Source organism: Allobosea sp. Root381 (genome assembly GCF_001429395.1).
GTDB lineage: Bacteria > Pseudomonadota > Alphaproteobacteria > Rhizobiales > Beijerinckiaceae > Allobosea.
The window spans coordinates 66593-84152 of the sequence record NZ_LMJT01000003.1 but is presented as its reverse complement, the minus strand read 5'-3'; the positions used below and the strand labels follow the sequence as shown (position 1 = coordinate 84152).

General features: G+C 66.3%; 15 protein-coding genes and 1 pseudogene. 8 read left to right on the top strand and 8 right to left on the bottom strand.

Features of this window, described 5'->3' with window-relative positions; all coding sequences use genetic code 11:
- Positions 1-111 precede the first annotated feature (111 nt).
- The 3 genes from ASE63_RS04640 to ASE63_RS04630 all read left to right on the top strand — a co-directional run bounded on the left by ASE63_RS04640 (position 112) and on the right by ASE63_RS04630 (position 2976).
- On the top strand, positions 112-948 hold the full coding sequence (locus tag ASE63_RS04640) for an ABC transporter permease subunit (RefSeq protein ID WP_056797302.1): 837 nt from the start codon (positions 112-114) through the stop codon (positions 946-948).
- Complete coding sequence (locus ASE63_RS04635) at positions 945-1760, top strand: ABC transporter permease subunit (protein ID WP_056797300.1); 816 nt, start codon at positions 945-947, stop codon at positions 1758-1760. The genes ASE63_RS04640 and ASE63_RS04635 overlap by 4 nt, the downstream gene beginning before the upstream one ends.
- 73 nt (positions 1761-1833) lie before the next feature.
- Complete coding sequence (locus ASE63_RS04630) at positions 1834-2976, top strand: Gfo/Idh/MocA family oxidoreductase (protein ID WP_056797297.1); 1143 nt, start codon at positions 1834-1836, stop codon at positions 2974-2976.
- A 13-nt stretch (positions 2977-2989) separates the two neighbouring features.
- Here the strand turns inward: ASE63_RS04630 and ASE63_RS04625 are convergent, their stop codons facing one another.
- Positions 2990-4033, bottom strand: coding sequence for a Gfo/Idh/MocA family oxidoreductase (locus ASE63_RS04625; protein ID WP_056797295.1), 1044 nt, complete (start codon positions 4031-4033; stop codon positions 2990-2992).
- 113 nt (positions 4034-4146) lie between these two features.
- Here ASE63_RS04625 and ASE63_RS04620 point away from each other — a divergent pair, with 113 nt between their 5' ends.
- Positions 4147-5466 carry an O-antigen ligase gene (locus tag ASE63_RS04620; protein ID WP_056797292.1) on the top strand — a complete coding sequence of 440 codons (1320 nt, stop codon included), beginning with the start codon at positions 4147-4149 and terminating at the stop codon, positions 5464-5466.
- A gap of 12 nt (positions 5467-5478) precedes the next feature.
- Here ASE63_RS04620 and ASE63_RS04615 read toward each other — a convergent pair whose 3' ends face one another.
- Positions 5479-6609 carry an acyltransferase gene (locus ASE63_RS04615; protein ID WP_056797289.1) on the bottom strand — a complete coding sequence of 377 codons (1131 nt, stop codon included), beginning with the start codon at positions 6607-6609 and terminating at the stop codon, positions 5479-5481.
- A gap of 291 nt (positions 6610-6900) precedes the next feature.
- Between ASE63_RS04615 and ASE63_RS04610 the strand changes: the two genes are divergently transcribed.
- A complete protein-coding gene (locus ASE63_RS04610) occupies positions 6901-7329 on the top strand; it encodes a VOC family protein (RefSeq protein WP_056797286.1) in 429 nt (142 codons plus the stop codon).
- A 247-nt stretch (positions 7330-7576) separates the two neighbouring features.
- Positions 7577-8746, top strand: coding sequence for an MFS transporter (locus tag ASE63_RS04605; protein WP_210169307.1), 1170 nt, complete (start codon positions 7577-7579; stop codon positions 8744-8746).
- 89 nt (positions 8747-8835) lie between these two features.
- Here ASE63_RS04605 and ASE63_RS04600 read toward each other — a convergent pair whose 3' ends face one another.
- The 6 genes and pseudogenes from ASE63_RS04600 to ASE63_RS04575 form a co-directional block, all read right to left on the bottom strand.
- A complete protein-coding gene (locus tag ASE63_RS04600; RefSeq protein WP_056797281.1) occupies positions 8836-9870 on the bottom strand; it encodes an amino acid ABC transporter substrate-binding protein in 1035 nt (344 codons plus the stop codon).
- A 111-nt stretch (positions 9871-9981) separates the two neighbouring features.
- On the bottom strand, positions 9982-11172 hold the full coding sequence (metC, locus tag ASE63_RS04595) for a cystathionine beta-lyase (protein ID WP_056797278.1): 1191 nt from the start codon (positions 11170-11172) through the stop codon (positions 9982-9984).
- 230 nt (positions 11173-11402) lie between these two features.
- A complete protein-coding gene (locus ASE63_RS04590; protein ID WP_244491275.1) occupies positions 11403-12287 on the bottom strand; it encodes a LysR substrate-binding domain-containing protein in 885 nt (294 codons plus the stop codon).
- A gap of 119 nt (positions 12288-12406) precedes the next feature.
- On the bottom strand, positions 12407-13033 hold the full coding sequence (locus ASE63_RS04585; RefSeq protein WP_056797276.1) for a GNAT family N-acetyltransferase: 627 nt from the start codon (positions 13031-13033) through the stop codon (positions 12407-12409).
- A 412-nt stretch (positions 13034-13445) separates the two neighbouring features.
- Positions 13446-13796: pseudogene (locus ASE63_RS04580) on the bottom strand (DUF3088 domain-containing protein).
- Between the two features lie 64 nt (positions 13797-13860).
- A complete protein-coding gene (locus ASE63_RS04575) occupies positions 13861-14787 on the bottom strand; it encodes a LysR substrate-binding domain-containing protein (RefSeq protein ID WP_056797273.1) in 927 nt (308 codons plus the stop codon).
- Positions 14788-15188: 401 nt separating this feature from the next.
- On the opposite strand from ASE63_RS04575, the gene ASE63_RS04570 reads away from it, so the two are divergent.
- On the top strand, positions 15189-16160 hold the full coding sequence (locus ASE63_RS04570; protein WP_056797666.1) for an MsnO8 family LLM class oxidoreductase: 972 nt from the start codon (positions 15189-15191) through the stop codon (positions 16158-16160).
- 29 nt (positions 16161-16189) lie between these two features.
- Positions 16190-17542: an LLM class flavin-dependent oxidoreductase gene (locus tag ASE63_RS04565; RefSeq protein WP_056797270.1), complete on the top strand. Its 1353-nt coding sequence runs from the start codon at positions 16190-16192 to the stop codon at positions 17540-17542.
- The last annotated feature ends 18 nt before the right edge of the window (positions 17543-17560 follow it).

Here is a 17560-nt window from a genome sequence, read left to right as displayed (position 1 = left end):
AAGCGTAGACCCGGGATCCATGCCGGAACGGTTCAGGCATGGATCCCGGATCGGCGCCGCTGACGCGGCTTGTCCGGGATGACCGGCGAACACTGGTTGAACGCTTAGAGAATGTCGCTCTCCCAACGCCACCTCGCTTTGCTGCTGATCGCGCCCGGCCTCATCCTGGTCGCGGCGCTGTTCCTGTATCCGCTCGGCTTCTCGCTGGTCTCGGCCTTCACGCGGCCGGACGGTTCGCTGACGCTGGAATGGTTCGCCAAGGCGTTCGAGCTCTATTCCACCGACATCGTCTTCACGATCGTGATCGTGCTGACCTCCTGCGCGCTGACGGCCATCGCCGCCATCGCCATCGCCGGCACGCTGACGCTCGGCGAGAACCGTTACATCGTCGGCACGCTGAAGGCGCTCTATCGCTGGCCGCTGTTCATCCCGTTCATCGTGGCGGCGCAGTGCATGCGCACCTTCCTCGCCAAGAACGGCCTGATGAACAACACCTTCGTCTCGATGGGGCTGATCGAGCCCCTGCAGGCGGTGAGCTTCCTCGACTGGCGCGGCATCATCGCGACCTTCGTCTGGAAGCAGACGCCCTTCGTCGCGCTGCTGCTGGCGGGCGCGCTCGCCTCGATCGACCGGGCGACGCTGGAGGCCGGGCGCAGTCTCGGCGCCTCGCGCTTACGCGTGATGTTCGAGCTGGCACTGCCGCAGGTGATGCCGACGCTGCTTGTCGCGCTCGTCCTCTCCTTCGTGACGATGCTCTCGGTGCTCTCGGTGCCGATGATGGTGTCGGGCTCGCAACCGACCATGCTGACCGTCGACATGGCCTTCCGCATCAACGCCTATGGCGATTATGCGACGGCGAATGCGCTCGGCGTCATCACCTATCTGATCTCGGCCGGGGCCGCGATCCTCTACCTGAAACGCGGCATGTCGCAGGAGGCCCCGCGATGACAAGGATCGCCTCTTCGGCACGCATGGTGCTGGCGGCCTCGCTGCTCGCCGCCTTCGCCTTCGTCCTGATCGGCCCGCTGCTCAATCTCGCGCTCTGGTCCGTCGCCGAGCGCTGGTACACCCCCTACAAACTGCCGGTGACCTATGGCACCCGCTACTGGGAGCAGGTCTTCCGCCCGACCGGCGACGCCATGGCCTCGCTCGGCACCAGCGTCTGGATCGCGGTGCTGACCGTCATCGTCGCGTTGGCGCTGTCGATCCCGGCCGGCTATGCGCTGGCGCGGCTGAAGTTGCCGATGCGGGCGCTGTTCATGCTGATGTTTCTGCTGCCGCAGGCGTTTCCCTCGGTGGCGATCTACATCAACGTGGCGCGGATCTTCTACGGGCTCGGGATCAACGGCACCGTTTTGGCGGTCGTGCTCGTCCATGCCACCCATGGACTGGTGTTTTCGGTCTGGATCGCCGCGGCGGCCTTCGCGGCGGTCGACAAGGACCTGGAACTCGCGGCCCGCAACATGGGGGCCTCTCCCTTACGCGCCTTTTTCACGGTGACGCTGCCGCTGGCGGCGCCGGGCATCATCGCGAGCGGCATCTTCGTCTTCCTGGAATCCCTCGACGAGTTCACCGGCACCTTCTTCGTCGGCGTGCCGCAGGTCACGACGCTGCCGCTGCTGCTCTACAATGCGGCGATGGGCGGCAACTATCAGGTCGCCTCGATCACGGCGCTGATCCTGCTCGTGCCCTCGGTGCTGTTCATGCTGTTCATCGAGCGCTTCCTGCGGGCCGACGTGCTGGCGAAGGTGGGGGCTTAAGGAAACGCCGCAGCGAATTGGTCAGCATTTTGCGCGACAAGATGCGTTTGACCAGTTCGCGGAAGGGCGCTTCATGAAGTTCGCCATTGTCGGCACCGGCTTCGTCGCCGACTACTACATGACGACGCTCGCCAATCATCCGGGCCTGAGCCTGGCCGGCGCCTGGGATCGTGATGCCGAGCGGCTCGCCGCCTTCTGCGGCTTCCACGGGGTTTCGGCCTATCCCGACCTCGATGCGCTGCTGGCCGATCCGGAAGTCGGCCTCGTCGCCAATCTGACGACGCCGGAGAGCCATTACGAGATCACGCTGCGCGCGCTTGCGGCCGGCAAGCACGTCTATTGCGAGAAGCCGCTGGCGATGAGCTTCGAGCAGGCTCAGGAGGTCACCGAGGCGGCCAGGCGCGCGGGGCTGACACTGGCTGCCGCGCCCGCCAATGCGCTCAGCACGGCCAATGCCCAGGTCGCGGCGGTGCTGAAGGAGGGCCGCATCGGCACGCCGCGGCTGGTTTATGCCGCGATGGAGGATGGCCCAGTCTTCCGCGACAAATGGGCGAGCTGGCGCTCGCGCTCCGGCGCCCGCTGGCCCGGGCTGCACGAGTTCGAGGTCGGTTGCACGCTGGAGCATGCGGGCTACGCGCTGTCCTGGCTGGTCTCGCTGTTTGGGCCGGTGGAGCGGCTGACGGCGTTTGCCGCCGTGACCTTTCCGGACAAGGGGCCGGGGACCGGGCACATCGCCATGGCGCCCGACTTCTCGGTGGGTTGCCTGGAGTTCCGCTCCGGCGTCGTCGCGCGCCTGACCAGCGGGCTCGCGGCGCCCCGCGACCGCTCGCTCGCGATCTTCGCCGACGGGGGCTCGCTCACGGTGCGCGACCTCTGGGACGAGCGCTCCGCCATCCACATCGAAGAGACAGGCGCCCCGCGCCCGCTGCTCAGCCGGCTGGCGACCAGGCTCGAGGCCAAGCTCGGCGCGGCCCTGCCGTGGAAGCCGCCGCCGGGCCGCCGCCTGCGCTATCCGGATGGGGCGCGGCGCGCCTTGCCGGCCTATCCGTCACAGATCGATTTCGCGCGCGGCATCGCCGCACAGGCCGCTGCGATCGCCGAGGGCACAGACCCGGTCTTCGCCGGCAATCTCGCGCTGCACATCACCGAGATCGCGCTTGCGCTGAACAATGCGCGCGCGCTGCCGCAGCCCTTTATTCTGCGCAGCTCGTTCTGAGCCGGCGGATCCTCTAGGCGCGCGCGGCCCCGATCACCCGCAGCACGGCCGCGCTTTCGGCGAGCGGCATCGTCTCGCATTCCCAAGCTCCGGCGCGCACCGCTTCCATCACTGCCATCGCCTGAAATTGCAGGCCCTCGCCGGGAAAGTCGTATTGCTCCTGATGCCGGCCGGGCAGGGGCAGGCGGTCGAGCAGCTTGCGCGCGAATGAGGCCGAGGCGCGCGGGGCGCTGAGCGGGGAGGCGAGGGCTGTGGGCGTGTAATGCGTCAGCCGCTTGGCCTTCAGGAAGGGCGCCTCCAGCCTGAGTGCGCCGGCGCTGCCCTCGATCAGGAAGCGATTGCCGCCGTCGCGATCGAAGCCGCAGGAGAGTTCAGCCACCGCGCCGGGATAGTGCAGGCGGAAGTCGCTGCGCAGGTCGACGCCGCTCGACGCCTTCACCTGCCCTGCCTCGACGCGTTCGGGCGGGCCGAGCAACTGCAGCGTCAGCGAGAGCGCATAGACGCCGAGATCGAGAGCCGCGCCGCCGCCGAGCGCCGGATCGAAGAAGCGGCTGTCGTCCGGTTCGCGGCGATAGGCCAGCTCGGCATCGATCCTGCGGATCGTGCCGATCCGCCCATCCGCGATCTGGCGTCGTGCCGCCGCCACTGCGGGCAGGAAACGCGTCCACATCGCCTCCATGGCGAAGACGCCATGCTTGCGGGAGACCTCGGCGATGGCTCCGACCTCGGTGGCGGTGAGGGCGATCGGCTTCTCGATCAGCGCCGGCTTGCCGGCCGCGATCGCCGCCAGCGCCTGCGGCACATGGAGATGGTTGGGCGTGGCGATGTAGACGGCGTCGAGGGCCGGATCGGCCAGGAAGCGGTCGAGCTCGTGGCAGGAGCGCGGGATCGCCAGGGCCTGCGCGAAGTCTCGCCCCTTCTGCTCGGAGCGCGAATGCACGGCGCCGAGCGCGGCGCCATCCACCAAAGCGAGATCTCGCGCGAAGCGGGCGGCGATGGTGCCGGTCCCGACAATGCCCCAGGTGAAGGGCGGCTGTCCTGCGGCTTGCTGCGCCATGCCGGCTTTCCGTCCTGTGCAGGGGCGAATGCGGCCAGTCTGGCTACAGGGTCTTAAGTTTCGGTGGCCATAGTCACCGGGCCGGCCGTGCCGGCGCGGATGACGGGAGCGCGATGTCGGTCGGGACCGAACAGGCGGGAGAGGTGACGCCGGACGAGGCCGCGGCGATGGCGCGTGGCCGCGCGATCTCCGCCTTCCTCTCGGCCTTCGGGCTATTCCTTCTGCTGCTGACGCTGCAGCCCTTCACCGGGCCGCTGGAGGTGGCCGAGGGCGAGAGGTCGAGTGGCAACGTCATCAACCAGGTCGGCTACGTCGCCTTGGCGCTGGTCTTCGGCGGCGCGACACTGGCCTTTGCGGAACGGGCGGCGATCGCCCGGCTACGCTCGAGCAGCTGGCTCGTCGTCTTCGCGGTGGCGGCGGTCTCGCTATCGCAGGCCCTGGATGCCGAGGCGTCCTTCCGCGCGCTGCTGCTCGCCGGCTTCGCGATGGTGCTCGTGCTCGGAATTCTCGCCCTGCCGCAGACCGAGGCCGATTTCGTCAATGGGGCGGCCAATGCGGCGCTGCTGCTGATCGCGATCGTCTATGGCGCCCTGTTGCTGGCGCCACAGCTGGCGATCCATGGCGCGGAGGGCGTCGAGGGCGGCCATGCCGGCGACTGGAAGGGCCATCTCTCGCACAAGAATTTCGCCGCGCCGGTCTTCTCCATGCTGGCGATGTTCGGGATCTATGCCTGGCGAAGCGGGCTCCGCCTGCGCGGCGCCGCGATCGTCCTGCTCAGCGTGCTGTTCGTGCTCAACAGCGGCTCGAAAACGACCATGGGTTTCCTGCCGATCGCGGTCGGCCTCGTGCTGATGGGGCGCTGGCTCGGCCGGCCGCGGCTGGCGCTGGCGCTGCACGTCGTCGCGGTCGCGATGGTCGCGGCGCTGACCGTCGGTACCGTGCTGTCGCCCGCATTGCGGCAGCTTTCGGCCTCGATCAGCTCGGATGTGACGTTCACGGGGCGTGACGAAATCTGGCGCTTCGCCCTCGAATACATCGGACAGAAGCCTTGGGCCGGCTATGGCTATCTCAGCTTCTGGCAGACGCCGGTCGTGACCCATCTCGAGGAGAATTTCGAGGCGAGCTGGGACATTCGCGGCATCGGCTCTGCCCATAACACCTATCTCGACGCGCTCCTGATGTTCGGGATTCCCGGCGCTGCGCTGATGATCTACTGCCTCATGCTGCGGCCGTTGCGGAATTATCTGGTCGCTGAGATCGATCCCGGGCGGCGGCGCTTTGCCGATCTCTGCCTGATGATCGTGATGTTCATGACCTATGTCGGCATGCTGGAATCGTTCTTCCTGAACCGCGCCGACCCGCTCTGGCTGCTCTTCGCCTTCGCCGTGCTCGGCCTGGAGATGGCGAGCCGGATGGCGCTGCGAAAGAGCTGAGGTTGTGCGACGTCAGCCGGCCGGCGCCTGCTTCAGCCCCTCGACCGCCGGCGGCAGGTCCTGCGGTTTTGGCGGTGAAGCGAGGATATGGCGCTTCAGCCTGAGGAAGGGCTTCTCGATGAAGAGCCAGGACAGAAGCGCGAAACCGAAGACCAGCGGCGCCGAGATCAGGAACAGCAGCGGGCCGCTGCCATGGACGATGTCGAGCTTGGCGACCAGCGCCTGCTGGATCGGGAAGCCGTAGAGATAGATGCCGTAGGAGACGTCGAGCCGGCGCAGCCGCTCGGGCAGGCGCAACGGCATCAGGCCGATATAGACCACGCAATAGGTCAGGAACGGCGTGACCAGGAAGCCGAGCTCACGATCGCCCGACATCAGCAGCATCGCCACGGCGAGCGAGCCGGCGAAGAGCGTCCAGTGGATCTTGAGCTGGTCGCGCCACTGGTAGCAGAGGCAGCCGACGAGGAAGTGAAAGACGACGACCTTCCAGTGATAGTTGGCCGGCTGGACGCCGAAGCCGGCGAAATAGGCCGCGACCGTCGCGGCCACAGCCAGCACCGCAATGGCGGACGCGAACAGGATGCGGCTGCGCAGGATGCCGAGCCAGATCATTCCCGCCATCAGGAAGTAGCAGTAGAACTCCGGCTTCAGCGTCCAGAGGTTCTGGTTCACCGTGTTGGGCAGCGGGTTGGTCTCGAAGACGCCGGGCAGCTCGAAACGGATGCGGCCGACGACGTTGCCGAAATATTCGAAGAAGCGGATGTCGCGGAAGTAGTCGCCCAGCAGATAGGTCGTGAAGAGCGGGCCCAGCACCAGCGCGCAGAGGGTGACCTCGACCAGGAGTGCGGGCGCGATGCGGATCAGCCGCAGCGTGAGGAAGGGGCGCACCGTGACGCTGCGGATCGCGCTGCCGGTCACCAGGAAGCCGCTGAGGGCGAAGAAGGCCGGCACCAGGCTGAGCAGGAACAGGCCGTTGAGGCCGACCCAGTCCTGGCTGATGTCGGCACCGGCGACCCAGCCGGAATGGGCGGCGAGGATCAGGATCGAGAGGGCGAGGCGCAGCGCATTGAAGCCCGGCCCCTCGCCGTTGTTCGCCCGGAGGATGTCGCCTGCGCTCGGTGCCGAGCGGTAGAAGCTGAGCATGCGCGCACTCGCCAGCTGAAAACCGGAATGTCGGGATTCTTCCGCCTCAGGGTCTTGCTCCGGCGCGGCCCTCCATTCAACCGACGAGCGGAGTTAACCTTACTGCCAACGGTGCAATTTGCTCGATTTTCGGGGGTATCCGGGACCGGCAGGGCATAGCGCTGCCAAGAGCGACGTAAATACGCGCGATGGTGTTCAATAACGCCGCGATCGGCCCGCCCTCCTGCCGCGCCTTGGCGCCTGGAACTTTCATTCTGCTAGCCTGTCGCACAGGAAAACAGGGAGAGACCCATGGAGACCCAGGAACTGCACCGCGGCCGACTGATCGATCACGTTCAGCTGGTCGTCAGGGATCTGGCGGCGAGCCGGCGTTTTTACGAGGCCATCTTCAAGGCTCTGGACGTGCCGATCGGCGGAACGAGCGAAACCTACTTCTGGTACGACGAACTGTTCATTTCGAGCGCGGCCAGCGAGGCCGCGCTGGGGCAGCTGACGGGCCGGCACCATCTCGCCTTCCAGGCGCGTGACCGGAAGATGGTCGAGGCGTTTCATGTCGCCGGCCTCGCGCATGGCGGCAGCGACAATGGCGGGCCGGGCGAGCGCTCCTATCATCCTGGTTATTATGCGGCCTTCCTGATCGATCCGGACGGAAACAATATCGAGGCCGTGTTCCATGGCGAGGCCCGCCGGAGCGCGCCGTCGGTCAAGATCGAGTTCTAACCGGCGGGCCTCGGCCATCGCGCGACGCTATGCCGTGCAGGACGGGGCTCGCATGCTTTCCGCGCAGCCCCGTCCATCTGTAATCGGCCTCGACCCTGGGCGATCCTTGGCCGAAGACCCCTGCGACGCCGTGAGCCCCCGCTGACAGGATTGCGGAGCGGGGAGGAGAAACATTCTCGCGGCGAGGGGAAGGGGATCCGCCTTGAAGCTGCCTGTATGGGGGAGCGCGCTCAGCGCGACTCTCCTCGTGCAAATCACGACGTCCTTCGCCGCTGCGTCGATCCCGCTTCTCGGGCCGATCCTGACCCAGCGCTGGGGGCTGGCGCCCGAGAGCATCGGCTATGTCTCGGCCGTCACCTCCGTCGGCATCTGCTGGTTCCTCGCTTGCGGCGGCCCGATGCTGGACCATCATGGACCGGTCCGTGCGTTGCAGATAGGCCTCGTCTCGGTCGCGGCCGGGCTCGTTCTGCTCTCGCAGCCGGTCGCACTGCTCGGGCTTGCCGGCGCGCTCTTCGTCGGCCTGGGCCTGGCGCCGAACACGCCGGCGGGCAGCCAGATCCTGATGCGCGCCGCTCCGGCCAGGCACCGCACCCTGGTCTTTTCGATCAAGCAGGCCGGCGTGCCGCTGGGCGGAGCCATCGCCGGCCTCACGATCGCGTCGCTGGTGCTGGGAATTGGCTTCGTCGGCGCGATCTGGGCGCTCGTTGCAATCGCGCTGTGCTGCGCCCTGCTGGTGCAGCCTTTCCGCAAGGAACTCGACGCCGAGAGGGCAGCGCAGGACCCGGCCTGGGCCCGGCGCTTCCTGTCGCCCTCCTCCCTGATGCGTTCGGCGCGCCTCCTCGACGCCCATCCGGCCCTGCCGATGCTCACCGGGCTGGGCATCGCCTTCTCGATCACCCAAGCCAGCGTCACGGCCTTCACCGCGACCTACATGGTCACCCAGCACGGCAAGACCCTGGCCCAGGCCGGCCAGTACGTGGCCGTGCTGCTGGCTGCGAGCACGCTTGCGCGCATCTTCTTCGGCTGGGTCGCCGACCGCATGGGCAACGGCCTGCTGCTGCTGTCGCTTCTGGCACTCGGGACAGGGCTGGCGATCGTGCTGCTGGTGTCGGTCCCGGCGACGAACCCCTGGCTGGTCTATGGCTGCATGGCCCTGGTCGGCGCCACCTCGATGGGCTGGAACGGCGTCCATATCGCCGAGCTAGCCCGGGTCTCGCCTCCCAATCTGATCGGCGACGTCACCGCCGGCGCGAGCCTGTTCGGCTTCATCGGTGCGATCTGCGGACCGCTGGTCTTCGCCATCGTCGCCGGCTGGACCGGGAGCTTCGACTGGCCCTTCATTCTCGTCGCGGCGCAGCTCGCCGCCTTCGGCCTGTTCGCATTGTGGCGGCAGGCGAGCCGCGGGCCTTCGGCGTGAGGAAGCGTGATCAAGCCGCTGGGCGGAACGTCAGGTCGGCTCGTTCTCCCTGAAAGAGCCGACCCTGCCGGGAATCTCTGGGTCTCGTCTCAGCGGAATGGCGGGCTGTATTGCAGGCCACCGCTTGTCCACAGAGCGTTCGGTCCTCGAGGCAGCTTCAGGCGTGAATGCATTCCGAGATGGCGCTCGAAGGACTCGCCGTAATTGCCGACTGCGGCGATGATCCGCACGACCCAGTCGTTGCCGACGCCCATCGCCTCGCCGAACTTGCCGTCCAGCCCCAGGAAGCGCTTGATCTCGGGATTGGATGATTTCGTCATCTCACTGATATTGGCCTGCGTCACGCCGAGCTCCTCGGCATTGACCAGCGCGGCAACCGTCCAGCGCACAAGGTTGAACCAGCTCTCGTCTCCGGTTCGGACCCAGGGCCCGAGCGGCTCCTTCGAGATCACCTCGGGCAGGATCACATGGGCATCGGGATCCTGGAGCTTCAGCTTCACGGCCGATAGCGCCGAGATGTCCGTCGTGTAGGCATCGCAGCGACCGGACTCGTAGGCCTTGAGGGCCTCCTCGGAGGTGAAGGCCGCGACCTCGTACTTCATGTTGAGCTTGCGGAAATAGTCCGCGAGGTTGAGTTCGCTCGTCGTGCCCTGCGCAACGCAGACGGACGCGCCATCGAGCTTGGTGGCGCTGTCGACACCGAGCTTCTTCGTCACCATGAAGCCCTGTCCGTCATAATAGTTGACGGCGGTGAAGGTGACGCCCTGTCCGAGGTTGCGCGACAGCGTCCAGGTGGTCGTGCGTGGCAGGACGTCGATCTCGCCGCCCTGCAGCGCGATCAGCCGGTCCTTCGACGTCAGCGGCACGAACTTGGCCTTGTCCTGGTCACCGAAGATCGCGACCGCCAGCGCCCGGCAGATGTCGATGTCGAAGCCGTTCCAGCGCCCGGCGGCATCCTGGATCGAGAAGCCGGCAACGCCGGGGCTGGTGCCGCAGATGACATGGCCGCGCTCCTTGATCCTGGTCAGCGTCGGGCTGGTTTGCGCCTGTGCGAACGCACCGAGCGGCATCGACAAGGCCAAGGCTGCAACGGCGGCCGCGGCTGCGATGATCGGTGTTTTCATGTCGTTCCCCTTTTTTGGTTTGCTCGATGGTCGTCGTTCTGCGGGCACGATCCTTCGTCGCGGCGCGATGGTCGCGCCGCGCTTCGATGTCGTCAGAAAGGAAACGGCTCTTCAGGCCGCCTGGCTTGTCGGCACCTGTGCGAGCACCGCGAACAGCCCGCCCAGATCGGCCCAGAGCTCGTCTGGATCTTCCAACCCGATGCTGATGCGCAGCAACGGGCCCCGATCGGTCCAGGCGGTCGCGGTCCGGTCCTGAGCCACCGCCTGCGGTGCGACGAGGCTGCGCGTTCCGCCCCATGATGCACCGATCGCGAAGACGCGCAGCGCGCTCAGGGCGGCGCTCATCGCAGCCTCGTCGACCGGCTTCAACACCAGGCTGAAGAGGCCCGAGGAGCGGCCCATGTCCCGCTTCCAGATCTCGTGACCGGGGCACGACGGCAGTGCCGGATGAAGAACCCGCTCCACAGTCGGGTGCCCCATGAGCCGGCGCGCGAAATCCTCCGAGATCCGGCCCATATGGGCGACGCGAATGCCCATCGTCTCCAGGCCGCGCAATGCGAGCTGACATTCGTCGGGAGAGACGCCGATGCCGAAGCCGCGCAGGATTTCCTTCATCTTCTGGCGCAGCACCAGATCCTTGACGGTGATGGAGCCGAGCAGCAGGTCGGAGTGCCCGCCGACATATTTCGTCAACGCCTCGCAGGCGAAATCCGCGCCATGGGCCAGCGGCTTGAAGATCAGCGGCGTCGCCCAGGTATTGTCGCAGCCGACGAGCACGCCCTTCGCCTTCGCCTTCGCCGCAGCAACGATGGCCGGAACGTCCTGCACCTCCATCGTGTTGGAACCGGGCGACTCGACCCAGACCAGCTTGACGGTCTCGTCGATCAGGTCGGCGATGCCGGCGCCGATCATGGGATCGTAGACGCCATAGGCGATGCCGCGCGGCTCGAGATAGTCGGCGCAGAAGCTGCGCACCGGGGGATAGGCATGGTCGGGGATCAGCACCTTGTCCCCCGGCATCAGCACGGACAGCATGACGATGGTGACGGCCGCCTGACCAGAAGGCACCAGCACCGTGCGCACGCCGCCGTGAAGCTCCGTGAGCTGGGCCTCCAGGGTCCGGGTCGTCGGGGTGCCGTGGAGCCCGTATGTGTAGCCGTCGAAGCCGCGATGCTTGCGAGCCATGAAGCTGGCCCCGTCCGGGTAGACGATCGTCGAGGCGCGGTGCGTCGGAACCGCGAGGCTCGCATAGCCCTCCTCGTCGACGACGGGGTGATGAACGCAGCGTGTCAGGTCGTGCATGTTGTGGTCCCTCTCGGGGGGTAGGCGTAAGGCCTCGATGGCTCGCAACGATCACGGCGACGCCGCCATGCGCCATCGTTCGCAGGCGGGGTCGCCCGCTGCATTTGCATCGTCATGCTGTCCCCTTGGAAACGACGCACCTGAAGCGCGTCTCCCGCTACGATAGCCGGCGAGGGGCGGTGGGCAACTGACGAGCCGGCATCGATCGATGCCGGGATGTTATGGTTTTGCTATCGCGCTTCCATCAGGCAGTCGATGAAATCGCGCACCAGCTGTGACTTCGGCCGATCGGGCGGAAGGATCAGCAGGCTGCGACTGTGCACCGCTGGCTCGAACGGCCTCAGGACGATCCGGCTCTGGTCATGGCCGGCGATGGCGTAGGGGCTCAACAAGCCGACGCCCACCCCTTCGCTGACAAGCGAGAAGACCGTTGCGGCGTAGATGGTCTCGACGACGATGCGGGGAGGACGCGCGCCTGCCTCGCTGATGATGTGATCAAGCCGCTGTCTCGCACGGTCCTCGGGCACATAGGCGACGAAATCGACGCCGGAGAGGTCATGGGGGCCGATCACGTCCCGCTCGGCGAGCGGGTGACCGGTCGGGATCGCGCAGAGGGCCCTCGGCTGGACGAAAACCTGATGGACGACGCCGGAAACGTCGATTTCATCAGCTGCGAGCCCGACATCGAAGGCACCCGACGCCACGCCGTTGCGAACATCTCGGGACGGCAGCACCATCAGGGTGACGGCGGCATCCGGCCGCGCGAGGCGGAAGCGTTTCACCGCATTGGGAACGATCGAGGAGCTCAGGGCCGACAACGTCGCCACGCGCAACTGCCCGGCGCCATAATCGCGAATTCGGGCAGCCGTGGCGCGCAGCTTGTCCATGCCTCGAAACGTCGCTTCGACCTCCTCATAGAAGAGCCGCCCCTCGGGCGTGGGAACGAAGCGGTTCCGGACGCGGGCGAACAACGCGAAGCCGAGCGACCGTTCGAGTTCCGCCACGAGGCGACTCAGCCCCGGCTGCGTCACGCCGAGAACCTCGGCCGCCCGCGACACGGTGCCCGCCTTCATCACGGCCGCAAAAACCTCGATCTGCCTGGCGTTCATCTGCATCGCCCCATCCGGGCGAGAGCATTTCGCTGCCGCGCGCCGACACGCAAGCGGAAGTTCCGAAATCGTTCTCCGCTGCGCCCTTGAGGGGAGAACGGGTGATCGTGGCCGATGACGCTGGCTCAGGCGGCGCGGACGCCATGAGCAGCCAGTCGCGTGAGGATAAGCGCCTCCTGCTCGCGCTTCAGGGCGGCGACCCGCGCCGTTGCCTCCTCGAGGGATTCGGCAGGTTCGTAGACCCGCGATGTTCCGGGGCGCCCCGCCGCGGTGCCGATATGCTTCTCGAACGGCAGGGAGCGGTAGAGCGTGGGCTCGGCCGTCACGTCGAACAGCGGCCGATAGCCCAGCTTGATATAGAGCGTCGTGGCTTCGGGCTGGCGAAACCCGGTGGTGAGATAGGCGCGGCGATAGCCCAGCGCGGCGGCGCGAACCTCCAGCTCCGCGACGATGCGCTCCGCCAGCCCCTGGCGGCGGAAGTCTTCATCCGTCCAGATGCGCTTGAACTCGGCTGTCTCGTCGTCATGGCTCATGAAGGCGCCGCCGGCGATGGTCCGGCCATCACGCTGCAGCAGGATGAAATCGCCCAGCGGCGGCGAGAAGGCCTCGACGGGATAACGGAACAACTCGGAGCGCGCCCCGCCGGGGCGGCTGTTCGCGCCGTAGCGCCCGTCATATTCCAGGATCAGCCCTTCGACGAGCGGCCGCGCCGCAGCGTCATGATGCGAGGACCGGACGATGATGTCGTTCATGAGGACAGCCCGGTAATGAGGTGCTGCGGTGATGGCGGCCCGCCGGAACAGGTCGTGTCTTCAGGCAATGTCGGCACGCCAATTCACCTCCCGACCTGACAGGGCCGACGGAGGCAGCAAGGTCAGGTTTTCGAAATCACGACGGGCACGCCACGGAACATGTCCAATCCGTCCAACAGAACAATGTTATCGCCGCGGGCGTCAAATTCGATTATTATATATGCACTTTCAGTATGGTAATATCGATCATTTTCAAATCAGTTAGAATTGATTTCTCAAGAAATAAAAGCATCTATTCTATATTCATATGTTAATTTAGATGTTTTGTCTTTAGCGTCGGCGCTCCCGCGACTGCTCGCTCGGCGCTTTGGGTGAGGTCGCCGCAGCGGGGCGAGGGGTGGAGCGTCGCTGATCAGTGCGGCGAGGGCGTGCCGTGGCGCTCGGCCAAAACTTCGAGAATGCGCCGGGTGTCGTCGAGGTAGCTGCGGCCATTGGCTTCCTTGGCGTCTTGCGGTGCCGCAGAGGCATCCGCGAAGACGAGCACCGGCAGGCCCTGGCTGGCCTCGCCGAGGGTGGCGATCACCTCATGACGAGGGCGCGGAAAGGGCACGCGCCTGACCTCGATAGATCGCCCCAAGGCGGGGAAGGTCGCCAATGCGCCCTCGATCTGGTTGCAGAAGGGACAGAACTAGAGCTTGCCGGGACGCTTCGGATCGTCGAAGCCGGGTTCGATCAGGAAGACGAGGTCACGCTCTGCGCTCATGGCTTCGGGTTCTCTACTGCAAGGGTTGGGTTCTGCGCTGGCGCTACGCGCGGCATCGGCGCCATCATTTCGGCTGCGCGCCGATGGCTGCGGCGACCAGCGTCGGTTCCAGTTCCGGTCGGCACAATTGGATGAAGCGATGGGCGTAGCCGGGCAGGAAGCGCCCGCGCGGCGCTGCGATATAGGAAGTGGCCTCCGGGAAGAGAGCGCCGGCGATCCTGACCAGATCCGGATCGCTGTCGGGGTGGAATGCGACTTCGGTGACGATGCCCAGGCCCAGGCCCAGGACGACATAGGACTTGATCACGTCGGAATCGATTGCGGAGACGACGATGTCCGGGGCCAGATCGTGATCGCGGAACGCGGCATCGATCAAGGGGCGGCCGGTGAAGCCCTGGCCGTAGGTGACGATCGGTCTTTTCGCGATCTCCGCCAGACCGACATCGGTGCGGCGTGCGAGCGGATCGTCCCTGTGGGCAATGACGATGTGACGCCAGGTGTAATAGGGAAAGGCGACGAGTTCCGGTGCCTGTGAAAGGCTCTCGGTCGCGATCCCGATATGCGCGCTGCCGTCCCGCAGGCGGGCGGTGATCTCGGTCGGGTCGCCCTGCTTGATCGACAGCCGAACACGCGGAAATTCGTCCCGGAACTGCTTGATCACGCCGGGCAGCGCATAGCGCGCCTGGGTATGCGTCGTGGCGATGACGAACTCACCCGAGGCGGGGTCCCGGATCTGGTCCGTGACGCGCTTGATGCTCATCGAATCGGCGAGGATGCGCTCGACATAGCTGATGACGGAACGGCCGGCTTCGGTCAGGCCGAGCATGCGCTTGCCGCGGCGCTCGAAGAGCTCGACGCCCAGCTCCAGTTCGAGATCCTTGATGTGCTTCGAGACGCCGGATTGCGACGTGTTCAACGCCGCCGCGGCGTCAGTGAAATTGTACCCGCTGCGGACGGCTTCCTGGAGAATGCGGAATTGTTGCAGGTTCATTTCGCGAGCAGCGCATTATCCGGAGCGACGTTCATCCTGCATGGATCGTAGCGCGCGCCTGCGAGTGGGTCTTTGCGAAGTCCCCGGCGCCCGCAGAATGAATCCCGCGTTCGTCCGGCTGGAACGCATGCGGGCTTCTCCTTGGCTGGTTTGAGGCGCGGATATCGATCCGGAGGGCAGGGCGCCCGCGGGCAGATCGGCCGAGCGATGTATTCTTGGCAAATTTTGCGGCTTCCGGAGAACATCGTTTCTTTTGCGATGATGTGATGGAGAACCGCTGCGTCGTTCTGTGGCCTTATGACAAAAATCGATAAGGAAAGCCGCATTCTTTATTTCACTCCGATTGCGGCCCGACGCGAAGATTGTTGTGGGTGCATGACATGGCGCCATCGGAGCCGATCATGACTTACTTGCTCAGCCTTCTCGACAAGAGCCCCATTCCGGAGGGAGCGGGCCCCGAGCGCGCCTTGGCCGACTCCGTCTCCTATGCGCGTCATGCGGAGACGCTGGGCTATCATCGTTTCTGGCTCGCCGAGCATCACGGCAACCCGGACGTCGCCGGCGTGGCTCCGGAAGTGCTGGCGGCCTGGATCCTGGCCTCGACCGATCGGATCCGCATCGGTTCGGGCGGCGTCATGCTGCAACATTACAGCCCCTTCAAGGTTGCCGAGACCTTCAAGCTCCTGGCGGCGCTCGCGCCCGATCGCGTCGACCTCGGAATTGGCCGGGCGCCCGGCGGCCTGCCGCAGACCACCCAGGCACTTCAAGCCCGCCTCGACAAGGCGGCGCCGGCCGATTTCGCGACGCTGGCCGAAGCGCTGGAGTCTTATCTGAACGACGACCTCGCCCGTCCGCTGCCGCGTGTCGCGCCCCGGCGCATCCTGCTCGGCGGCTCGCCGGACAGCGGTGCGCTTGCCGCCCGGCTCGGCTGGGAATTTGTCTTTGCCGGCCACTTCAACGGCGACCCCGCGCTGATCGAAGCCAGTCTGGGCGCCTATCGCGCGGGCGGCGGTCATGCTCCGGCACTTGCGGTGCACGCCTTTGCGGCCCCCTCCGCCGTAGCGGCGCGCGACGCGGTGCGCGAGACGCGCATCTTCCGCGTCACGTTGTCCGACGGGCGCGCGGTGAATGTGCGCAGCCCCGAGCAGGCCGAAAGCTTCGCGCGCCAGGCCGGCGACACGCAATACACCATCCGCGAGACGCATCCTCACGTCATCGCCGGCACGGGAGAGGATGTGCGCGCCGAACTCGACGCGCTGGCGGTGCGCTTCGGCGTGCAGGAGTTCGTGCTCGACAACCCGGTTCCCGACAGCACCGCGCGTCGGCTCTCCATCGAGTTGATCGCAGCCGAATCCCGCCGCGCCGCAGCCTGATCATTGATTGAAAGCAGACGAGGCGTCCCATGACCGCAACCGACGCGAAGCCCGTGACGTTCGGCATCATGCTGCATGGCGCGGGCGGGCACATGAACTCCTGGCGCCATCCGTCCGGCCCGGCCGATGCCAGCGTCAATCTCGGCTACTATATCGAAACTGCCCGCAAGGCCGAGGCGGCAGGCATCACCTTCGCCTTCGTCGCGGATGGCCTGTACATCAACGAGAAGTCGATCCCGCATTTCCTCAACCGCTTCGAGCCGCTGACGATCCTCTCGGCGCTCGCGGTCGCGACGACGAAGATCGGCCTCGCAGGCACGGTCTCGACCTCCTATTCCGACCCCTTCACCGTGGCCCGGCAATTCGCCTCGCTCGATCTGATCTCGCAGGGGCGCGCCGGCTGGAACGTCGTCACCACGCCACTCGAAGGCTCCGCGAAGAACTACAGCCGCCAGCACCCCGAGCACGCGCAGCGCTACGAGATCGCCGACGAATATCTCGAGGTCACGCAGGGCCTCTGGGATTCCTGGGACGAAGACGCGGTCCTGCGGGATCGCGAGGGCGGCCGCTTCTTCGATGCCGAGAAGCTTCATCGGCTCGATCACAAGGGCCGTTTCTTCCAGGTCGAGGGCCCGCTCAATATCGGCCGTTCGAAGCAGGGTCAGCCGGTGATCTTCCAGGCCGGTTCGTCCGATGCTGGCATCAAGCTCGCCGGCAAATATGCCGACGCCGTCTTCACCCATTCCCCCTCCGTCGCGGAGACGAAGGCGTTTCGCGACCAGGTGCGCGCGGCCGCGGTCGCGCATGGCCGCCGTGCCGACGACGTGAAGATCTTCCCCGGAATAGGCCCGATTGTCGGCCGCACGGCGGAAGAGGCGCAGGCGAAATACGAGATCATCCGCAACCTGCTGACGATCGACGAGGCGCTGGCCTATCTCGGGCGCTATTTCGATCATCACGACTTCTCGCAATATCCGCTCGACGCTCCGTTTCCCGAACTCGGCGACATCGGCCAGAACAGCTTCCGCTCGACCACCGACCGCATCAAGAAGACGGCGCGGGAAAAGGGCCAGACATTGCGCGAGGCAGCGCTCGCCGTCGCGACGCCCAAGCCCAATTTCATCGGCACGGGCGCGCAGGTTGCCGAGGAGATCATCCGCTGGATCGACGCGGGCGCTGCCGACGGCTTCATCCTCGGCTTCTCCGTGATGGCCGAGGGGCTGACCGACTTCGTCGAGCTGGTGATCCCCGAGTTGGAGGCCCGCGGCCGCTACAGCCGCGATCTTCCGGGCGCCACGTTGCGCGACCATCTCGGCCTGCCCTTCAAGCCGAGCCGCTATGCGCAGGCGGAGCCGGCGGCGAGGCTGGCAGCAGCGCGATGAATGCGCCGACCACAACCT

Excerpts from the sequence above, each read along its gene's own strand:
- ASE63_RS04640 (WP_056797302.1), top strand. The coding sequence starts at position 112 with ATGTCGCTCTCCCAACGCCACCTCGCTTTGCTGCTGATCGCGCCCGGC.
- ASE63_RS04635 (WP_056797300.1), top strand. The coding sequence starts at position 945 with ATGACAAGGATCGCCTCTTCGGCACGCATGGTGCTGGCGGCCTCGCTG.
- ASE63_RS04630 (WP_056797297.1), top strand. The coding sequence starts at position 1,834 with ATGAAGTTCGCCATTGTCGGCACCGGCTTCGTCGCCGACTACTACATG.
- ASE63_RS04625 (WP_056797295.1), bottom strand. The coding sequence starts at position 4,033 with ATGGCGCAGCAAGCCGCAGGACAGCCGCCCTTCACCTGGGGCATTGTC.
- ASE63_RS04620 (WP_056797292.1), top strand. The coding sequence starts at position 4,147 with ATGTCGGTCGGGACCGAACAGGCGGGAGAGGTGACGCCGGACGAGGCC.
- ASE63_RS04615 (WP_056797289.1), bottom strand. The coding sequence starts at position 6,609 with ATGCTCAGCTTCTACCGCTCGGCACCGAGCGCAGGCGACATCCTCCGG.
- ASE63_RS04610 (WP_056797286.1), top strand. The coding sequence starts at position 6,901 with ATGGAGACCCAGGAACTGCACCGCGGCCGACTGATCGATCACGTTCAG.
- ASE63_RS04600 (WP_056797281.1), bottom strand. The coding sequence starts at position 9,870 with ATGAAAACACCGATCATCGCAGCCGCGGCCGCCGTTGCAGCCTTGGCC.
- metC (WP_056797278.1), bottom strand. The coding sequence starts at position 11,172 with ATGCACGACCTGACACGCTGCGTTCATCACCCCGTCGTCGACGAGGAG.
- ASE63_RS04590 (WP_244491275.1), bottom strand. The coding sequence starts at position 12,287 with ATGCAGATGAACGCCAGGCAGATCGAGGTTTTTGCGGCCGTGATGAAG.
- ASE63_RS04585 (WP_056797276.1), bottom strand. The coding sequence starts at position 13,033 with ATGAACGACATCATCGTCCGGTCCTCGCATCATGACGCTGCGGCGCGG.
- ASE63_RS04575 (WP_056797273.1), bottom strand. The coding sequence starts at position 14,787 with ATGAACCTGCAACAATTCCGCATTCTCCAGGAAGCCGTCCGCAGCGGG.
- ASE63_RS04570 (WP_056797666.1), top strand. The coding sequence starts at position 15,189 with ATGACTTACTTGCTCAGCCTTCTCGACAAGAGCCCCATTCCGGAGGGA.
- ASE63_RS04565 (WP_056797270.1), top strand. The coding sequence starts at position 16,190 with ATGACCGCAACCGACGCGAAGCCCGTGACGTTCGGCATCATGCTGCAT.